At 65.5% G+C, this 13,291-nt stretch carries 10 protein-coding genes and 1 pseudogene; 6 read left to right on the top strand and 5 right to left on the bottom strand.

Annotated features, from left to right (window positions below; translation table 11 throughout):
* Window positions 1-251 precede the first annotated feature (251 nt).
* Window positions 252-1,436: an aldo/keto reductase gene (locus BLT03_RS16600; RefSeq protein WP_092744871.1), complete on the top strand. Its 1,185-nt coding sequence runs from the start codon at window positions 252-254 to the stop codon at window positions 1,434-1,436.
* Window positions 1,437-1,506: 70 nt separating this feature from the next.
* Window positions 1,507-2,187, top strand: a pseudogene (locus BLT03_RS24880) (formylglycine-generating enzyme family protein).
* A gap of 109 nt (window positions 2,188-2,296) precedes the next feature.
* Here BLT03_RS24880 and BLT03_RS16610 read toward each other — a convergent pair.
* Window positions 2,297-3,673, bottom strand: coding sequence for a sigma-54-dependent transcriptional regulator (locus BLT03_RS16610; RefSeq protein WP_092744872.1), 1,377 nt, complete (start codon window positions 3,671-3,673; stop codon window positions 2,297-2,299).
* A complete protein-coding gene (locus BLT03_RS16615) occupies window positions 3,670-5,475 on the bottom strand; it encodes a sensor histidine kinase (protein WP_092744873.1) in 1,806 nt (601 codons plus the stop codon). Before BLT03_RS16615 ends, BLT03_RS16610 begins: the two co-directional genes overlap by 4 nt.
* A 124-nt stretch (window positions 5,476-5,599) precedes the next feature.
* On the opposite strand from BLT03_RS16615, the gene BLT03_RS16620 reads away from it, so the two are divergent.
* The 4 genes from BLT03_RS16620 (at window position 5,600) to BLT03_RS16635 (ending at window position 10,558) form a co-directional block, all read left to right on the top strand.
* Window positions 5,600-6,250 (top strand): DUF4166 domain-containing protein, encoded by a 651-nt coding sequence (locus BLT03_RS16620; RefSeq protein WP_092744874.1) that lies wholly within the window; start codon window positions 5,600-5,602, stop codon window positions 6,248-6,250.
* Window positions 6,247-7,731 (top strand): TIGR01777 family oxidoreductase, encoded by a 1,485-nt coding sequence (locus BLT03_RS16625; protein WP_092744875.1) that lies wholly within the window; start codon window positions 6,247-6,249, stop codon window positions 7,729-7,731. Before BLT03_RS16620 ends, BLT03_RS16625 begins: the two co-directional genes overlap by 4 nt.
* Window positions 7,732-7,909: 178 nt before the next feature.
* Window positions 7,910-8,983 (top strand): AbrB family transcriptional regulator, encoded by a 1,074-nt coding sequence (locus BLT03_RS16630; RefSeq protein ID WP_092744876.1) that lies wholly within the window; start codon window positions 7,910-7,912, stop codon window positions 8,981-8,983.
* A gap of 45 nt (window positions 8,984-9,028) precedes the next feature.
* Window positions 9,029-10,558, top strand: a complete 1,530-nt coding sequence (locus BLT03_RS16635; RefSeq protein WP_092744877.1) for an RNA/DNA-binding domain-containing protein — start codon at window positions 9,029-9,031, stop codon at window positions 10,556-10,558.
* 41 nt (window positions 10,559-10,599) lie between these two features.
* On the opposite strand, the gene BLT03_RS16640 is transcribed toward BLT03_RS16635, so the two are convergent.
* From BLT03_RS16640 to BLT03_RS16650, 3 genes are all read right to left on the bottom strand, one after another.
* On the bottom strand, window positions 10,600-10,887 hold the full coding sequence (locus BLT03_RS16640) for a BTH_I0359 family protein (RefSeq protein WP_092744878.1): 288 nt from the start codon (window positions 10,885-10,887) through the stop codon (window positions 10,600-10,602).
* Window positions 10,888-11,114: 227 nt separating this feature from the next.
* Window positions 11,115-12,347: a DUF3108 domain-containing protein gene (locus BLT03_RS16645; RefSeq protein ID WP_092744879.1), complete on the bottom strand. Its 1,233-nt coding sequence runs from the start codon at window positions 12,345-12,347 to the stop codon at window positions 11,115-11,117.
* Between the two features lie 75 nt (window positions 12,348-12,422).
* Window positions 12,423-13,205 carry an IclR family transcriptional regulator gene (locus BLT03_RS16650; protein WP_092744880.1) on the bottom strand — a complete coding sequence of 261 codons (783 nt, stop codon included), beginning with the start codon at window positions 13,203-13,205 and terminating at the stop codon, window positions 12,423-12,425.
* Window positions 13,206-13,291 lie beyond the last annotated feature (86 nt).

A 13,291-nucleotide genomic window follows, 5' to 3' on the forward strand; every position in this document is an offset into this window, starting at 1 on the left:
GCTGCACCTCCCGTTGGATTGTGCATGGCCGGCATGAGCGCTGGATTACGAATCCGTAATCCGGCCGAGCGGATTCGGTCAGGTGGATGCGCAAGATGGGTCAACGGATCAAGGCCTGATCCGCCGCGCCCGGATGGCAATGTGCGCGCAGCAACCGTAGCCAGATGACCCTTTTCGTTCCTTCCTTTCTCGGCCGGTTCGCACCTGCTTGCGAACGGCCTTCCGTTGACCCACCGAGGCTTTTAACCACCATGGACCGCCGATCTTTCCTGCATACCGCCACCGCCACTGCCAGCACGCTGGCCGGTTTCGCCGTTGCGCCCCTGGCGTTCGCACAGGCGCCCGGCCTCTCGCCGGCGCTCAGGGAGCGCGGCAGCATCCTCCCCACGCGCGGCGTGCTCAGCGATCGGGCATTGCCCCGCAATCCCCCGTCGGGCGCACGTTACCGGCCGGCGTTCCGATTCGGCATGGGCGGAACACAGATGGGAAACATCTTTGCCACCATCAGCGATGCGCAGGCCCAGGCGGTATTGCAGGCCGCGTGGGATGCGGGCGTGCGGCATTTCGATACCTCGCCTTTCTACGGTTACGGGCTCAGCGAATACCGGCTGGGGCACTTCCTGCGGGACAAGAACCCGGACGACTATGTCGTGTCCACTAAGGTGGGGCGCGTTCTGGAAGCTCGGCGCGGTGCGCTGCCCAACCCCGCGCTGTGGGTGCAGCCCGCACCGATGGGGTACCGCTACGACTTCACGGCGGCCGGTGCTCGCCGGTCGGTGGAAGACAGCCTGCAGCGGCTGGGTTTGCCGAAGATCGATATCGTCTACATCCATGATCTGTCGCCTGACAATGCCGAACTCTCTGGCGATTGGCGCGATCACTTCGGCATTGCTGCTGGAAAGGGCGGGGCGATGGCAGAGCTGGCGCACATGCGCGATCAGGGGCTGATCGGCGGATGGGGCTTCGGCATCAACACCCCTGATGCCGCCGTGCTGGCGGCCGAGTCCGAAGTGCCGACGCCGGACATCGTGCTGCTGGCCTGCCAGTACTCCATCCTGGACCACGCGAACGCGCTGGCCCGCACCTTTCCCGCATTGCAGCGAAAAGGCATTTCCGTCGTGGTCGGCACGCCGCTGAACGACGGGTTCCTGGGTGGGCGCAACCGGTATCACTTCAGCGACCAGATTCCCCCCGGCGCCACGGACAAGCGTGCACGCCTGGCCGCCATCGCCGATCAGCATGGCATCGACATTCGTACCGCCGCGCTGCAATTCGCCGCTGCGCCGGCGGTCGTTGCTGCGATCATCCCCGGCGCCCGCGTACCCGGTCAGGTGCAGGCCAACGCAGCATCGATGCGGGTGGCCATCCCAGCATCGTTCTGGGAATCGCTGCGCCGCGAAAGACTCATCTCGGCCGAGGCGCCTGTTCCAGGCTGACGACCCATTCCAGGAAACGGACGGACGGATGAAAACACAGCGGATCGGTTCGAAAGCCTTGGCCTTGGCCATGGTGCTGGCCGGTGGTCCACTGACTGCCCACGGCCAGGACAGGGTCTCCATCGACGGTTCTTTCATGGAGCGGTACGAAATCAGCATTGCCCGCTTCGCCGATTTCGCGTTGGCGACGGGCCGCACCACCGCGGCCGAACTCGACGGTGGCGGACATGAATGGGGAAATGGCTGGGAGCGCCGCGCTGGCTGGAATGTCCACCGCCCGTTCGGCGTGCCGCCACAGAGCCTGCAATGGCCTGCCGTGCATGTCAACTGGTACGAAGCCCGCGACTTCTGCGCATGGGCCGGTGGTCGTCTTCCCAGCCGCGTCGAGTGGACTCGCGCCGCTTATACGGAGCAAGGCGAGGGGGTGCGTTCAGGCTTCGTCAAGGGCCAGACCTATCCCTATCCAACGGGGCGCAGCGAGGACGGTGCCAATACCAACGCCTCCGATCCATAGCCGCAGCTGGCGCCTGCCGGGGCCACCCGCCGTGGCGTCAACGGTTTGCATGACATGGGCGGCAATGCCTGGGAATGGCTGGCAGACAGGCAAGGCGACACGGCACTCACCGCTGGCGGCTCCTGGTGGTATGGCGCTCACCAGATGCGGGCGGAGTCCATGCAATGGAAGCCCGCGGATTTCTCCGTGGTTTATGTCGGTTTTCGCTGCATCTATGCAGCACTGCCGCGTGGCTGATTGCTGATTTTGAACCTCACGGCGTCCAATGGCGCCTCGCACGCAGTAGGGCACTTTGGGAAGTGCGGATGATTGGCGGAAAGCTGGCCTGAGTGGCATGAGTGCGTTTTTATCGAAGGCCCAGCCGGGTGAGTTTTTTGATCAGTCCTGCGCGCGAGATTCCCAGCCGGCGTGCGGCTTCGGACTGGTTGCCCCCGGCCGTGTCCATCGCTTCACGGATCATGCGGTTTTCCAGTTCGGCGATGGCTGAATCCAGCGCACCTGCGGGCGGCACCGGCATGGCCTCGGAATTGCCGGGCTCGGGCAGATGGGCTACATCGCCGCTGGCGAACCGCAGGACATCCATATCGACACGGTGGCTACCGGGGGCGATGAGTGCTCCGGCCGATTCCACCAGGGCTCGGAGTTGGCGCACATTGCCCGGCCAGTTCTGCGCGGCCAACCAAACCTGTGCATCTTGTGCAAACACGGCATCCGGCGCCACGCGGCGCAGGAAGTGAGCGGCCAGCAGCGGGACGTCCGTACCCCTCTCCGTGAGCGGCGGGATGCGCATCACCACGCCCTTAAGCCGATAAAAGAGATCCTCTCGAAAGCTGCCTTCCTGAATCATGGCTTCCAGGTTGCGGTGGGTTGCCGACACCACCCGTACATCGGCCTTTTTCATGGTTCGTCCCCCGACCGGAAGGAAGGTGCCTTCCTGGAGAAAGCGCAACAGCTTGACCTGCATCGCAGGCGGCATTTCACCCACTTCGTCGAGAAAGAGCGTGCCTCCGTGCGCGGTCTCCACCAGGCCTTGCTGGTCGCGATGGGCTCCAGTGAAGCTGCCTTTGAGGTGCCCGAACAGCTCGCTCTCCAGCAGTTCGCTGGACAGGGCGCCGCAGTGGATGACCGCGAAAGGCCCGTGTTTTCGCGCGCTGCAGTGGTGAAGTGCGCGGGCCACCAGTTCCTTGCCGGTGCCGGTCGGCCCCAGAACCATGACGTTGACCGAGGTGCCTGCCACGCGACGGACCATGGCGCGCAGTTGCTGCGCAGCGGTGGACTGGCCGACGATGCCCAGGTCTTCGCCCTCGTCACGTGAGCGCAGCTCGCGCAGTTCGGCATCCAGCCGAGCCTTGTGCATGGCGCGCGAGACGACGAAGCGAAGCATGTCGGGGTCGATGGGCTTCGTCAAAAAATCCCAGGCTCCCTTTTCCGCAGCACGCAAGGCGAACTCCCGGTCGCCATGACCGCTCAGAACCACGACGACCGAGCCCGCAAAACGTTCGATGAAATCCAGTCCTGCTTCGGGGTCCATGCTGGGGGGCATGGCAAGGTCCAACAGCACCACATGGGCCCGGTCTTCGGCAAACGCCGCGGCGGCTTCTTCGCCGCTGCCCGCCACGGTCACCCGGTGTCCCAGTTCGCGCAGGAAAGAGCTGCCCAGCCGCTGATAGGCGGGCTCGTCGTCCACCAGAAGAATGTGGCCCAGGGGGGAAGAAGGCGTCATGGTCTTGGTCCGGAAGGAAAGGTCAGGGTAAAGCAGGTGCGCCAGGGCGGGCGCTCTGTCAATTCGACCTTGCCCCCGTGCGCGGCCATGATGCGTGCGGCGATGGCGAGGCCCAAGCCCGTACCGCCCGGGCTTCGAGACGCAAAAGGTTGAAAAAGCCGCTCGCGAAGATCGGCTGGAATGCCCGGTCCGTCGTCGCAGACATGAATCCGTAGCCGGCCATCCTGTCCCGGCTCGGTATCTACCTGCACGCGTCGCTGCCCTGCAGCGGCGTGGGCATTGGTGATGAGGTTGGTCAGCACCTGGTCCAGGCGCGCTGGGTCGGCATACAAGGTGCACGGCGCGTTCAGCCCCGGCCCTAACTCGATGTAAGGAGCATGGCGCACGGCTTGCCATATGTGCTGTGAAAGATCGATTTCCTTTGGCTGGATCTGCCAGGGCTTGGCGTAGTCCAGCAGGTCTTCGGCCAAGCGGGAGATGCGGGCGATCTGCTCTTGAACGTCCTTGCGAACCTCGACCGGAGAAAAGGCGGTTGCCATGGCGATCACGTTCAAGGGATTGCGAAGGTCATGCGCCACGGTGGCCGCCAGCGAGCCCAGTTCCGCCAGCCGGGCCTGAAGTTGCCGCTCCCGCTCGCGCTGCTCCGCTGCGGCGGCGGTTTCAACCTGCTCCGCAGCGTGGACGAGGACGGTGCCGAACAGCTCGGCAAGGTGCCGCTGACCGGGTGGGGCTTGCTCGAAGCCCTGCAGTTGCACTTGCCAATGCGCGCCTTCTTTGCGGCAGTGGACCGAGGGCGTGTGCGGATCGTCGGACAGAAGGGGGCCGACCACCACCCGCACGGTGACGCCCATGCGTTGGGAAAGGAGTGACGCAGCGATGGACGAGAGATGGTCCAGCGACTGCGCGGTACACAACGTGCTGCGCCAGGAGCCCAAGTCCTGGGCGGTGGGGGTACCCCCCGGATAGACCAGCCGCTCCGCCAACCGGCGCACGGGGCCGCTCCATGCCAGGCAAGTAGCCGCCACCACGGCGGACGTCAGCCACCGGGATTCCACCGGCAGCAGCAATGTCAGGGGCACCGCCAGCAAGCCCAGGAACAGCAAGATCGCCCATGCCAAGGCGCGTCGAGCCCAGGCGTTGGCCATGAAGACCCGATAGCGCAAGATGCCGTAGACCAGAATCAGCGGGTAGGCAGGAAAAGCCAGAACCTGCCACGGATACTGAGGAATGCGCAAGGCAGCGAAGGCGTATCCCGAGATGCACATCAAACCCCAGCCGCAGGAGATGGCCACCGCGGCAATCTGCCGTCGCTCGGTGGGCACCTGCGTTTGCCAGAAGGCCTTCGCCAGCACGATCAGCCCCGCGCCCGCGCAAGCGGTCCACACCAGGCTGGTGGTCCATCCCGCGGCATTCGGCACGACCACCCACTGAACGCCGGTGAAGGGCTCGAAATGCTCGAACGCCCCTGGCGAGATCCACAGAGACAGTGCCGTGGCAAGCCCTGCCGCGCCATAGGCCAGCCGGAACACCCAGGCCTTTAGCCGCTGCCCGGTGAAGATGGCGCAGAAGTGGAAGAACGCGGCCGATGTGACGGGCACTGTCGCCAGCAAGGCCATTGCCAGGGACGCGGTGCCGATCCCTGCCCAGTTCGGTAATTCATTGCCCACGATCCACACACCGACGCCCAGCAGGAACACGATCAGCAGCTTTGCTCCCGCCACGTGCTGGGCCCAACGCCACAGGACGCCGGACAGTGCCAAGGTCTGGACGAGTGCCAGGGCGAGTGCGATGTGGATGGCCATGCGGGACTGTAAACGCTGTCGACAGTACGGCTGAAAAGGCTGTATACGGCGTTGACAGGTTGGCTTTAAAAGCTTTTTAAATCAATGACTTACAGGTTGGCATGCAACGTGCGGTTTAGTACGCATGAAGACTGTCGCTCACCTCCCGCTACCGCTTGCCAAAGACACCGCAGAACCTCTGGATCTGGCGAGCTTCGTTAGCCCATCGCAATGGCTCCAGCTGTCTCCTGCCATTCGGCGCCGCTTCGCGGCGAACCATGCCGACGCGTGCTATCACGGCACTTTGGCGCTGCGGCGATCCGGCATGGGCCGGTGGTTTGCGTGGGCGTCGCAACGCTTCGGCGGACCGCTGTTGAATGTCGATGAGGACAGCGTGCCCGCACAAGTGCGCGTGTTCTGCAACGCACAAGGCGGCGTGGTGTGGGAGCGGCATTTGTGCTTGCCCGGCGATCGCGACAGCAGTGTCGTGCGGTCCACCAAGATGCGCGGCCCCCAGGGCGGGTTGCAAGAGCGTACGAGCAGCGGCCTTTCCATGGACCTCGATGTGGCCGTGGAAGAGGGAGCTCTGGTGTTCTACAGCCGGCGCTATTTCTTGGCGCTGGGTCCCTTCTGCTGCCCCATTCCCGCATGGCTCACCCCTGGCCGGTGCCGTGTCGAGCACCGCGACGAAGGGCGGGGGACTTTCCGCTTCACCCTGGAAATGGTCCATCCGTTCTGGGGTTGCACCTTCTTTCAAACCGGTGTGTTCACCGATCCCGAGGAGTCGCTTTCATGACTGTCGTTTTCATCGTATTGACTGTGCAGGCCCTGATGGGCGCGTTCGACAACTTCTGGCACCACGAGTTGGCCGCACGCCTTCCCCAGCGCACTTCGGCGCGCCACGAACTGGCCTTGCATGCCGCACGCGAGGCCATCTATGGTTTTCTTTTCCTGGGATTCGCATGGGTGCAGTGGCAGGGTTGGTGGGTGCTGCTGCCAACGGTGTTGCTGGCTGTGGAGATCGTGATCACGGCGGCAGATTTTCTGGAAGAAGACCGCAGTCGCCGCCTGCCCCCCGTCGAGCGCGTGCTCCATACGCTGCTCGCAGTGAGCTATGGGGTGTTGGTGGGCGTGATCGCTCCGCTTTTTGCGGCGCATGCCGCCCTGCCCAGTGCCGTGGTGGGCGTCGAGCATGGAATGTGGTCCTGGCTTTTCACCGTGGCGGGTGCGGTCGTGCTGGTCTGGAGCCTGCGCAACGTGATCGCAGTGGCCCGGCTCAGGGCTGCCGTGCAATCGGACGGGCCTTTGCCTGCGGCACACGGTCCTGCGGTCCTGGTGACCGGGGGAACGGGATTCATCGGGACGGCTCTGGTGCGCCGCCTGCAAGCGCAGGGGCGTCGGGTGATCGTCTATACCCGGGATCCTCTTCAGGCCCGCGCGACCTTCGGCCCCCAGGTATGGGCCCTGGATCGCTTGGACGACATTCCGAGCGAAACCTGCATCGGTGCAGTGGTTCACCTGGCCGGAACCCCGGTGCTGGGCATGCCATGGGCCAATGGACGGCGCAGGCAACTGGTGATGAGCCGTGTGGCAACTGCACGGCAGGTGCTCGCCTTGGTGCAGCGCCTGCACCATCGGCCCGAAGTACTGGTCAGCGCGTCTGCGGTGGGCTTCTATGGCGTGCCGGCCGATAGCTCCCCCTTGGATGAACGCAGCCCACCGCAGCCAGGGCGGTTTCAGTCGGACTTGTGCGCCCAGGTTGAAAGCGAAGCAGGCTATGCCCAGGCCTTGGGCATCCGAACGGTGTGCCTGCGGTTCGGCATTGTCTTGGGGCAGCAGGGTGGGGCGTATCCGCCGCTGGCCTGGGCGGCCCGGATGGGGCTGGGGGCTGTGCTCGGCGATGGCCAGCAAAGCGTGCCATGGATCCATCGGGCCGATGCGGTGGGCATGATCCATCACGCCATGACGCATCCTGGCGTGTCTGGCCCTGTCAATGCCGTGGCGCCGGATGTGCCTTGTCAACGGCGATTCACCGAGGCCATTTCTGCGTCTTTCGGAAGGCGGGTGTTTCTGCGAGTGCCCGCTGGGCCCTTGCGCTCGGCATTGGGTGAAATGTCCGAGCTTTTGCTGTGCGGGCAGCATGCTGTGCCCCGGCGTGCGGTTTCTGAGGGGTACGTGTTCCTGCATGCTTCTCTGGAAAGCGCCTTGGAGGCTCTGGCGGGAGCGAGACCTGGCACCTATGGAGGGCTTCTCCGGCCCAATGCGCCTCGCCCCTGAGCAGGGGGTGGAGGTGCTGCCATGAATCATTTGCTATTAAATAAATAGCATAAGAGGCAATAAAGACGGTGGCATTGGTCATTCCACCCTTGTGGCTGCAAGTGTCTTAACCGATGGCGCCTTGCGGGGCGATACTGTCCGCTCCCAGGTTTTCCCGCCTTCGCACTCTTCATCGTCGATGCTTTTTTCTTCGCCCGTCCGCATCCTTTTTACTCTCGCTCTCGCCACCACCGCCGCTGCGCTGTGCCTGGCCCTCAAGACGCCATTGCCCTGGATGCTTGGCCCGCTGATCGCCACCGCCTTGCTGTCCATCGCGGGCGCACCCACGGACAGTTCGCGTCGGCTGCGCAATGCGGGGCAGTGGACGCTCGGCGCGGCGCTGGGGCTGTATTTCACGCCGCAGGTGACGGCACTCGTCGCGGGGCTGTGGTGGGCGATTGTGTTGGGAGTGGCCTGGGCACTGTTTTGCGGATGGCTGTTCGGCGCATGGCTGTATCGCGTGCACGCACCGCATTTGCAGGGCGTGCCGACGCCGCTGCTGCGCGCCACCAGCTATTTTTCGGGCGCCATCGGCGCGGCGTCGGAGATGACGCTCCTGGCCGAGCGCGAACACGCGCGCACCGACCTCGTCGCTGCCAGCCACAGCCTGCGGCTGGTAATCGTGACGGTGACCATTCCGTTCGCGCTGCAGTTCAGCGGATTGCAGGGGCTGGATACGCTGCCGCCTTCCGTGCGTGCAGTCGATGTGCAGGGCCTGGCGCTGTTCGCCGGGCTTACCGGCGTGGGTGCACTGGTCATGGAGCGGCTGGGCCGTGCCAATCCCTGGTTCATGGGCGCTCTGGTGGTGTCGATGGGCCTGGCCATGGCGGGCATCGTGCTGTCGGCCGTACCGCAGGCGCTGGTCAACGCGGCGCAACTGGTGATCGGCGTCAGCCTGGGCGTGCGGTTTCGTCCCGGCTTCCTGCAGACCGCGCCGCGCTGGCTGGGCTCGGTCGCGATCGGCACGCTGGTGCTGCTGGGCGTGTGTGCCTTGTTCGCCGTGGGCCTTTCGTGGACCACCGGGCTGCACTGGGTGACGATGGTGCTGGCGTCGGCACCGGGCGGCATCGCCGAGATGTCGATCACCGCGAAGGTGCTGCAACTGGGCGTGCCGGTGGTGACGGCCTTCCAGGTGTGCCGGCTGATCGCCGTGCTGCTGCTGGTAGCGCCGCTGTACCGGTGGATTTATGCAAGGCATTCACCGGCCGGATAGGGCGGTGCCGAGGCGCTGCAGACGGCATGCTAGATTGACCGGACCATGCTCCAGCCCACGCCCATCAACCTGAACGATCTGCTGCTGCAGCGCACGGTGGAGGGCGAACGCATTGAATACAAAGAGGGCTGGAACCCGGATGCCATCGTTCGCACGCTGTGCGCCTTTGCCAATGATTTCGAGAACCTGGGCGGCGGCTATGTGGTGATCGGGCAGGACTGCGATGCCAACGGCCAGCCCGTCTTTCCGCCCAAAGGGTTGGCTGAAAATCAGCTCGACAAGATCCAGCAGGAACTGCTGGCCGCATGCCAGTTGATACAGCCGCTGTACTTTCCGGTGTTGAGCGTTGAGGTGGTGCAGGACCGCCATCTCATCGTGCTCTGGGCCCCTGGCGGACAGAATCGGCCCTACAAAGCGCCAGAGGCTGTGACGTCCAGGCACAAGGTCTGGCACCACTACATTCGCCGCTACAGCAGCACCGTGCAAGCCAAGGGCGAGGTGGAGCAGGAGTTGTTGAGCCTGGCGGCAAAGGTGCCTTGGGATGATCGGTTTCATCAGGCCGCTTCGGTCAGTGTGCTGTCCAAACCGCTGATGCAGGCCTTTTTGCAGGAGGTGGACAGTGCCTTGGCTGCCGATGCGGCAGACTTGTCGGTCGAAGCGCTCGGGCGGCAGATGAATGTGGTGGGTGGGCCCGATGAATCGCCGTGGCCCAGGAACGTGGGATTGCTTTTCTTCAGCGATCAGCCCACTCACTTCGTTCCCGGAGCGCAGGTGGATGTGGTGGCGTTCCCCCAAGGTTCCGATGGTGATGTCATCGTCGAAAAGTCTTTCAAAGGCCCGTTGTCGCAAATGACCCGGGAGGCGCTCGAATACCTGCGGCGCAATTACCTGTATGAAACGGTGACCAAGCACTCACAGCGCGCCGAGGCAACGAGGGCCTGGAATTTTCCATTCGCGGCGGTAGAGGAAGCCCTGGTGAACGCGGTATATCACCGCACCTACGAGAGCCGCGATCCGGTGGAGGTCCGTATCAGTCCGCAGGAGTTGGTGATCCTGAGTTATCCCGGACCCGATCGTTCGGTGCGCATGGAGGATTTGCAGGCGGTACGCGCCGTCAGTCGCCGCTACCGCAACCGGCGCATCGGTGAGTTTCTGAAGGAGCTCCGACTCACGGAGGGGCGCGCGACGGGCATCCCGAAAATTCTCAAGGCGATGCGCACCAACGGGTCGCCGCTGCCAGTCTTCGAAACCGACGAAGAGCGGTTGTCATTCGTGGTGAGGCTGCCCATTCATCCTTCGGCCAAATCCCGGGCCGCGGAAGTCACCGCGGAAGTCACCGCGGAAGTCGCGCGGCTCCTTGGTGTGCTCGAAGGGGAAATGCCCCGCGCCTCGTTGATGGAGGCCGTGGGCCTCAAGCATGCGGAGCATTTTCGCAAGGCGTATCTGTCGCCTGCGCTGGCTGGTGGCCTGGTGGAAATGACGATGCCGGACAAACCGAACAGCAGAAACCAGCGATATCGGCTCACTCGCTCGGGTGCCGACTGGGTTCAGCGCAGCGATCCCAGGCGCCCGTAAATAGCGCACGCGGTGTCGGTGCGTTTCGATGGGTGGCTCGGTCAGTGCACCACGACCGGGTTCTGCGCCAACCCGACATAGCCATCGAGCGTGTCTTCCACTTCTTCCTGCGTCGGGGTGTCGCGCTGCCAGGCCAGGATCTGCTGCTGGAACATTTCAGCCCAGGAGCCGTCCAGGTACACCTCTTTGCCGGAGCGCTTGTCCACGATTTCGAATCCGTGGCGCGAGAGCTGGGGCGGGGTGGGCCAGCCTTTGGGGGCGCCGTTTGCGTTGGCATCCGGCTGCATGTGGACCACCACAAAGGTTTCGGAGTCATAGAGCATGTGCATGGTGTTCCTCTGTCGGTTCGTTTCTGTCAGATGGCCACCCAGGTCGGGAAGTTCAAGCCCTGGCGCATCCGTGGGTCGGTAAAAACCCGCTGGGTGCGTGAGAACAGTATTTCATGAAACCCTGCTTCAGACGGCCCTGAGTACGAAGTGACCGCACTGTCCCACGCACATGTGGGCGAAACCGCACAGGCTTTCGCGCCCTGCGCCGCGCGCGGTGAGGGAATCGATCAGGGCGGTGAGTTGGCACTCAGGCGCAGATCGGCGAAGTCGCCGTTGGATTGGGTGATGCGGATGCGCGCCGGCAGAAAGCCCAGGGAGGGCGCGAGCCACAGTTCGGCCTTCTGATCGTATTCCTTGCGCGGCAGTCGCTGGAGCTTGAGTGCCGGGGTGGCGCCGCGGGGCAGGTCCAGCATCTCGGTGCCTTCCACGGTGAAGGTCCAGCGGTCGGCGTAGCGCGCGCCCACCGTGGTCAGGGTGATCTGGGTGCCATCGGGATAGCGCTCCGGGGCCGCCGCCAGCAGGGCGCCCAGCTGGATGAATACGCTGAGCCGGTCTTGCGCGCCCGCGCCGATGGCGGCCTGGGGCGTGTTGGCGCTGAAGGTGACGCGCCCCTGGCCGAAGTTGAAGTGCGCCGCCTGCTCGCTGCGGGCCTTGTCGCCGAAGCGCTCGGGCTGCAGCCCCGAAGCCGTTACCTGGCCTGTGCTGGTCTGCGAGCGTGCGCCGATCAGGAACGCCTTGATCTCCTGTCGCGCCTCGTAGCGCGTATCGTCGTGGCGCCACAGCAATTCGGCGCTGGCGCGGTAGTTGAACTTCTTGGCCTGGCCGTTCACTTCGAACTCCAGGCGGACCGGGTCGGGCAGGCGCGCGGGCGGTGGCGTGGTGCTGGCGGTGTTGCTGCCGGCGCCGGGAGGCCGGATATCCACGCCGGCGCTGCTGTCCTGCGCGGGATCGGCGGATGCCGAGGCGCTGGCGAGCGGGGCCGCGGGCGCTTCCTGGGGGGCGGAAGCGGCAGAGGCTGCCACCGCCGGAGGTGCGGCCGCTGCGATGGGCGTGTCAGGTGACCCCGAATCGGTGCCCTCCGGCCCCGGCGTTGCCGCCTGCGCCATGGCGGTGGGCGCGGTCTGGGACGTGTCGGCGGGGGCGGTGTCGTCGGCGGCCGGCGACGGTTCGGGTGTCTGGGGCGGCGTCTGGGTTTTAGGGGCGGCCGGCTTGCGCGCAGGGACTGGCCGGGGCTTCGGTTTGGCAGCGGCAGCCGGCGGCTGCGCTGGGGCCGCCGCAGCGTCTGCCGGCGCTTCGGGTGCGGGTACCGGCGTGGGCGGTGGAGGCAGGGTGCGGGTGTGGAACGCCATGCGCACCGGCGCCCCGCGCTCCCGACCGCCGCCCAGGGGCAGGCCTTGCAGCACCCAGGCGTGCACGGCCAGCACCACCAGGGTCAACAGGGCGAGAACGCGGCGCGGCATGGCTTCAGCGGCGCCCGCAGTGGGTGGCCGGCAGCGCCGGCTCTCGAGGACAGAGTGGCTGGAGTCCGGTGCCGGTCATGCGCAGCCGTGGCCCAGGTCGCTCGACAGGGCCCGGGCTGCGGCGCGCAGCGGCGCATCGATGGCGCCGCCCCAGGCGGGATCGAAGGTGGCGATCGAGCCCAGCGTGGTGATGCCCAGCGCCAGGTGGCCGTCGGCGTCGAACACCGGCGCGCAGAACGCGACGATGCCCGGCAGCAGCGTGTCCACCACGCGGGCCGAGCCGCGCTCGCGCACTTCGTGCAGCAGGGCATCGACGGCTGCTGCATCGGCGGGCAGGTCGGTGCGGCCGAGCTTGGCGGCATGGGCCAGCTCTTCCTTCAGCAGCGCGGCTGTGGTCTCGCGGGGCAGATGGGCGCAAAAGCAGCGCCCCGTGGCGGAGGCCAGCAGCGGCATCACGTCGCCCAGGCGCAGGTTGGCGGTCACGGCCTGGGGCGATTCTTCCCAGTGGACGATGGTCGGTCCCCGGTTGCCCCACACGGCCAGGGCCAGGGTGTGGCCGATGGTGTCCATCAGCGCGGGCATGCGTTCGCGCGCCAGGCGCATCGCGTCGAGCCGTGCGAGCGAGGCCAGTCCCAGTTTGAGGGCCGCCGGCCCCAGGTCGTAGCGCGCCGTGCCAGGGTCTTGCGCCACCAGGCCCAGGCGCTGGAAGCTCACGAGGTAGCGGTGCGCCTTGGCGGCGCTCATGCCGGCCGTGGCGGCGAGGTCTTTGAGCATGAGCGGCCCGCGCGAGCGGGTCAGCCCCTCCAGCAGGGCGAAGCCGACTTCCACCGACTGTATGCCTGCCCGTTCCTTGTCCATCTGCACTAGAATTTCCAGAGTTTTGTTTAGTTAAATCAATTTAACCATTCGTAATTCGTGCCGGGCAATGGCGCGGTGCGCGGTGG

It is taken from the genome of Paracidovorax valerianellae, from assembly GCF_900102625.1.
Lineage (GTDB): Bacteria > Pseudomonadota > Gammaproteobacteria > Burkholderiales > Burkholderiaceae_C > Paracidovorax > Paracidovorax valerianellae.

Excerpts from the sequence above, each read along its gene's own strand:
- BLT03_RS16600 (WP_092744871.1), top strand. The coding sequence starts at position 252 with ATGGACCGCCGATCTTTCCTGCATACCGCCACCGCCACTGCCAGCACG.
- BLT03_RS16610 (WP_092744872.1), bottom strand. The coding sequence starts at position 3,673 with ATGACGCCTTCTTCCCCCCTGGGCCACATTCTTCTGGTGGACGACGAG.
- BLT03_RS16615 (WP_092744873.1), bottom strand. The coding sequence starts at position 5,475 with ATGGCCATCCACATCGCACTCGCCCTGGCACTCGTCCAGACCTTGGCA.
- BLT03_RS16620 (WP_092744874.1), top strand. The coding sequence starts at position 5,600 with ATGAAGACTGTCGCTCACCTCCCGCTACCGCTTGCCAAAGACACCGCA.
- BLT03_RS16625 (WP_092744875.1), top strand. The coding sequence starts at position 6,247 with ATGACTGTCGTTTTCATCGTATTGACTGTGCAGGCCCTGATGGGCGCG.
- BLT03_RS16630 (WP_092744876.1), top strand. The coding sequence starts at position 7,910 with ATGCTTTTTTCTTCGCCCGTCCGCATCCTTTTTACTCTCGCTCTCGCC.
- BLT03_RS16635 (WP_092744877.1), top strand. The coding sequence starts at position 9,029 with ATGCTCCAGCCCACGCCCATCAACCTGAACGATCTGCTGCTGCAGCGC.
- BLT03_RS16640 (WP_092744878.1), bottom strand. The coding sequence starts at position 10,887 with ATGCACATGCTCTATGACTCCGAAACCTTTGTGGTGGTCCACATGCAG.
- BLT03_RS16645 (WP_092744879.1), bottom strand. The coding sequence starts at position 12,347 with ATGCCGCGCCGCGTTCTCGCCCTGTTGACCCTGGTGGTGCTGGCCGTG.
- BLT03_RS16650 (WP_092744880.1), bottom strand. The coding sequence starts at position 13,205 with ATGGACAAGGAACGGGCAGGCATACAGTCGGTGGAAGTCGGCTTCGCC.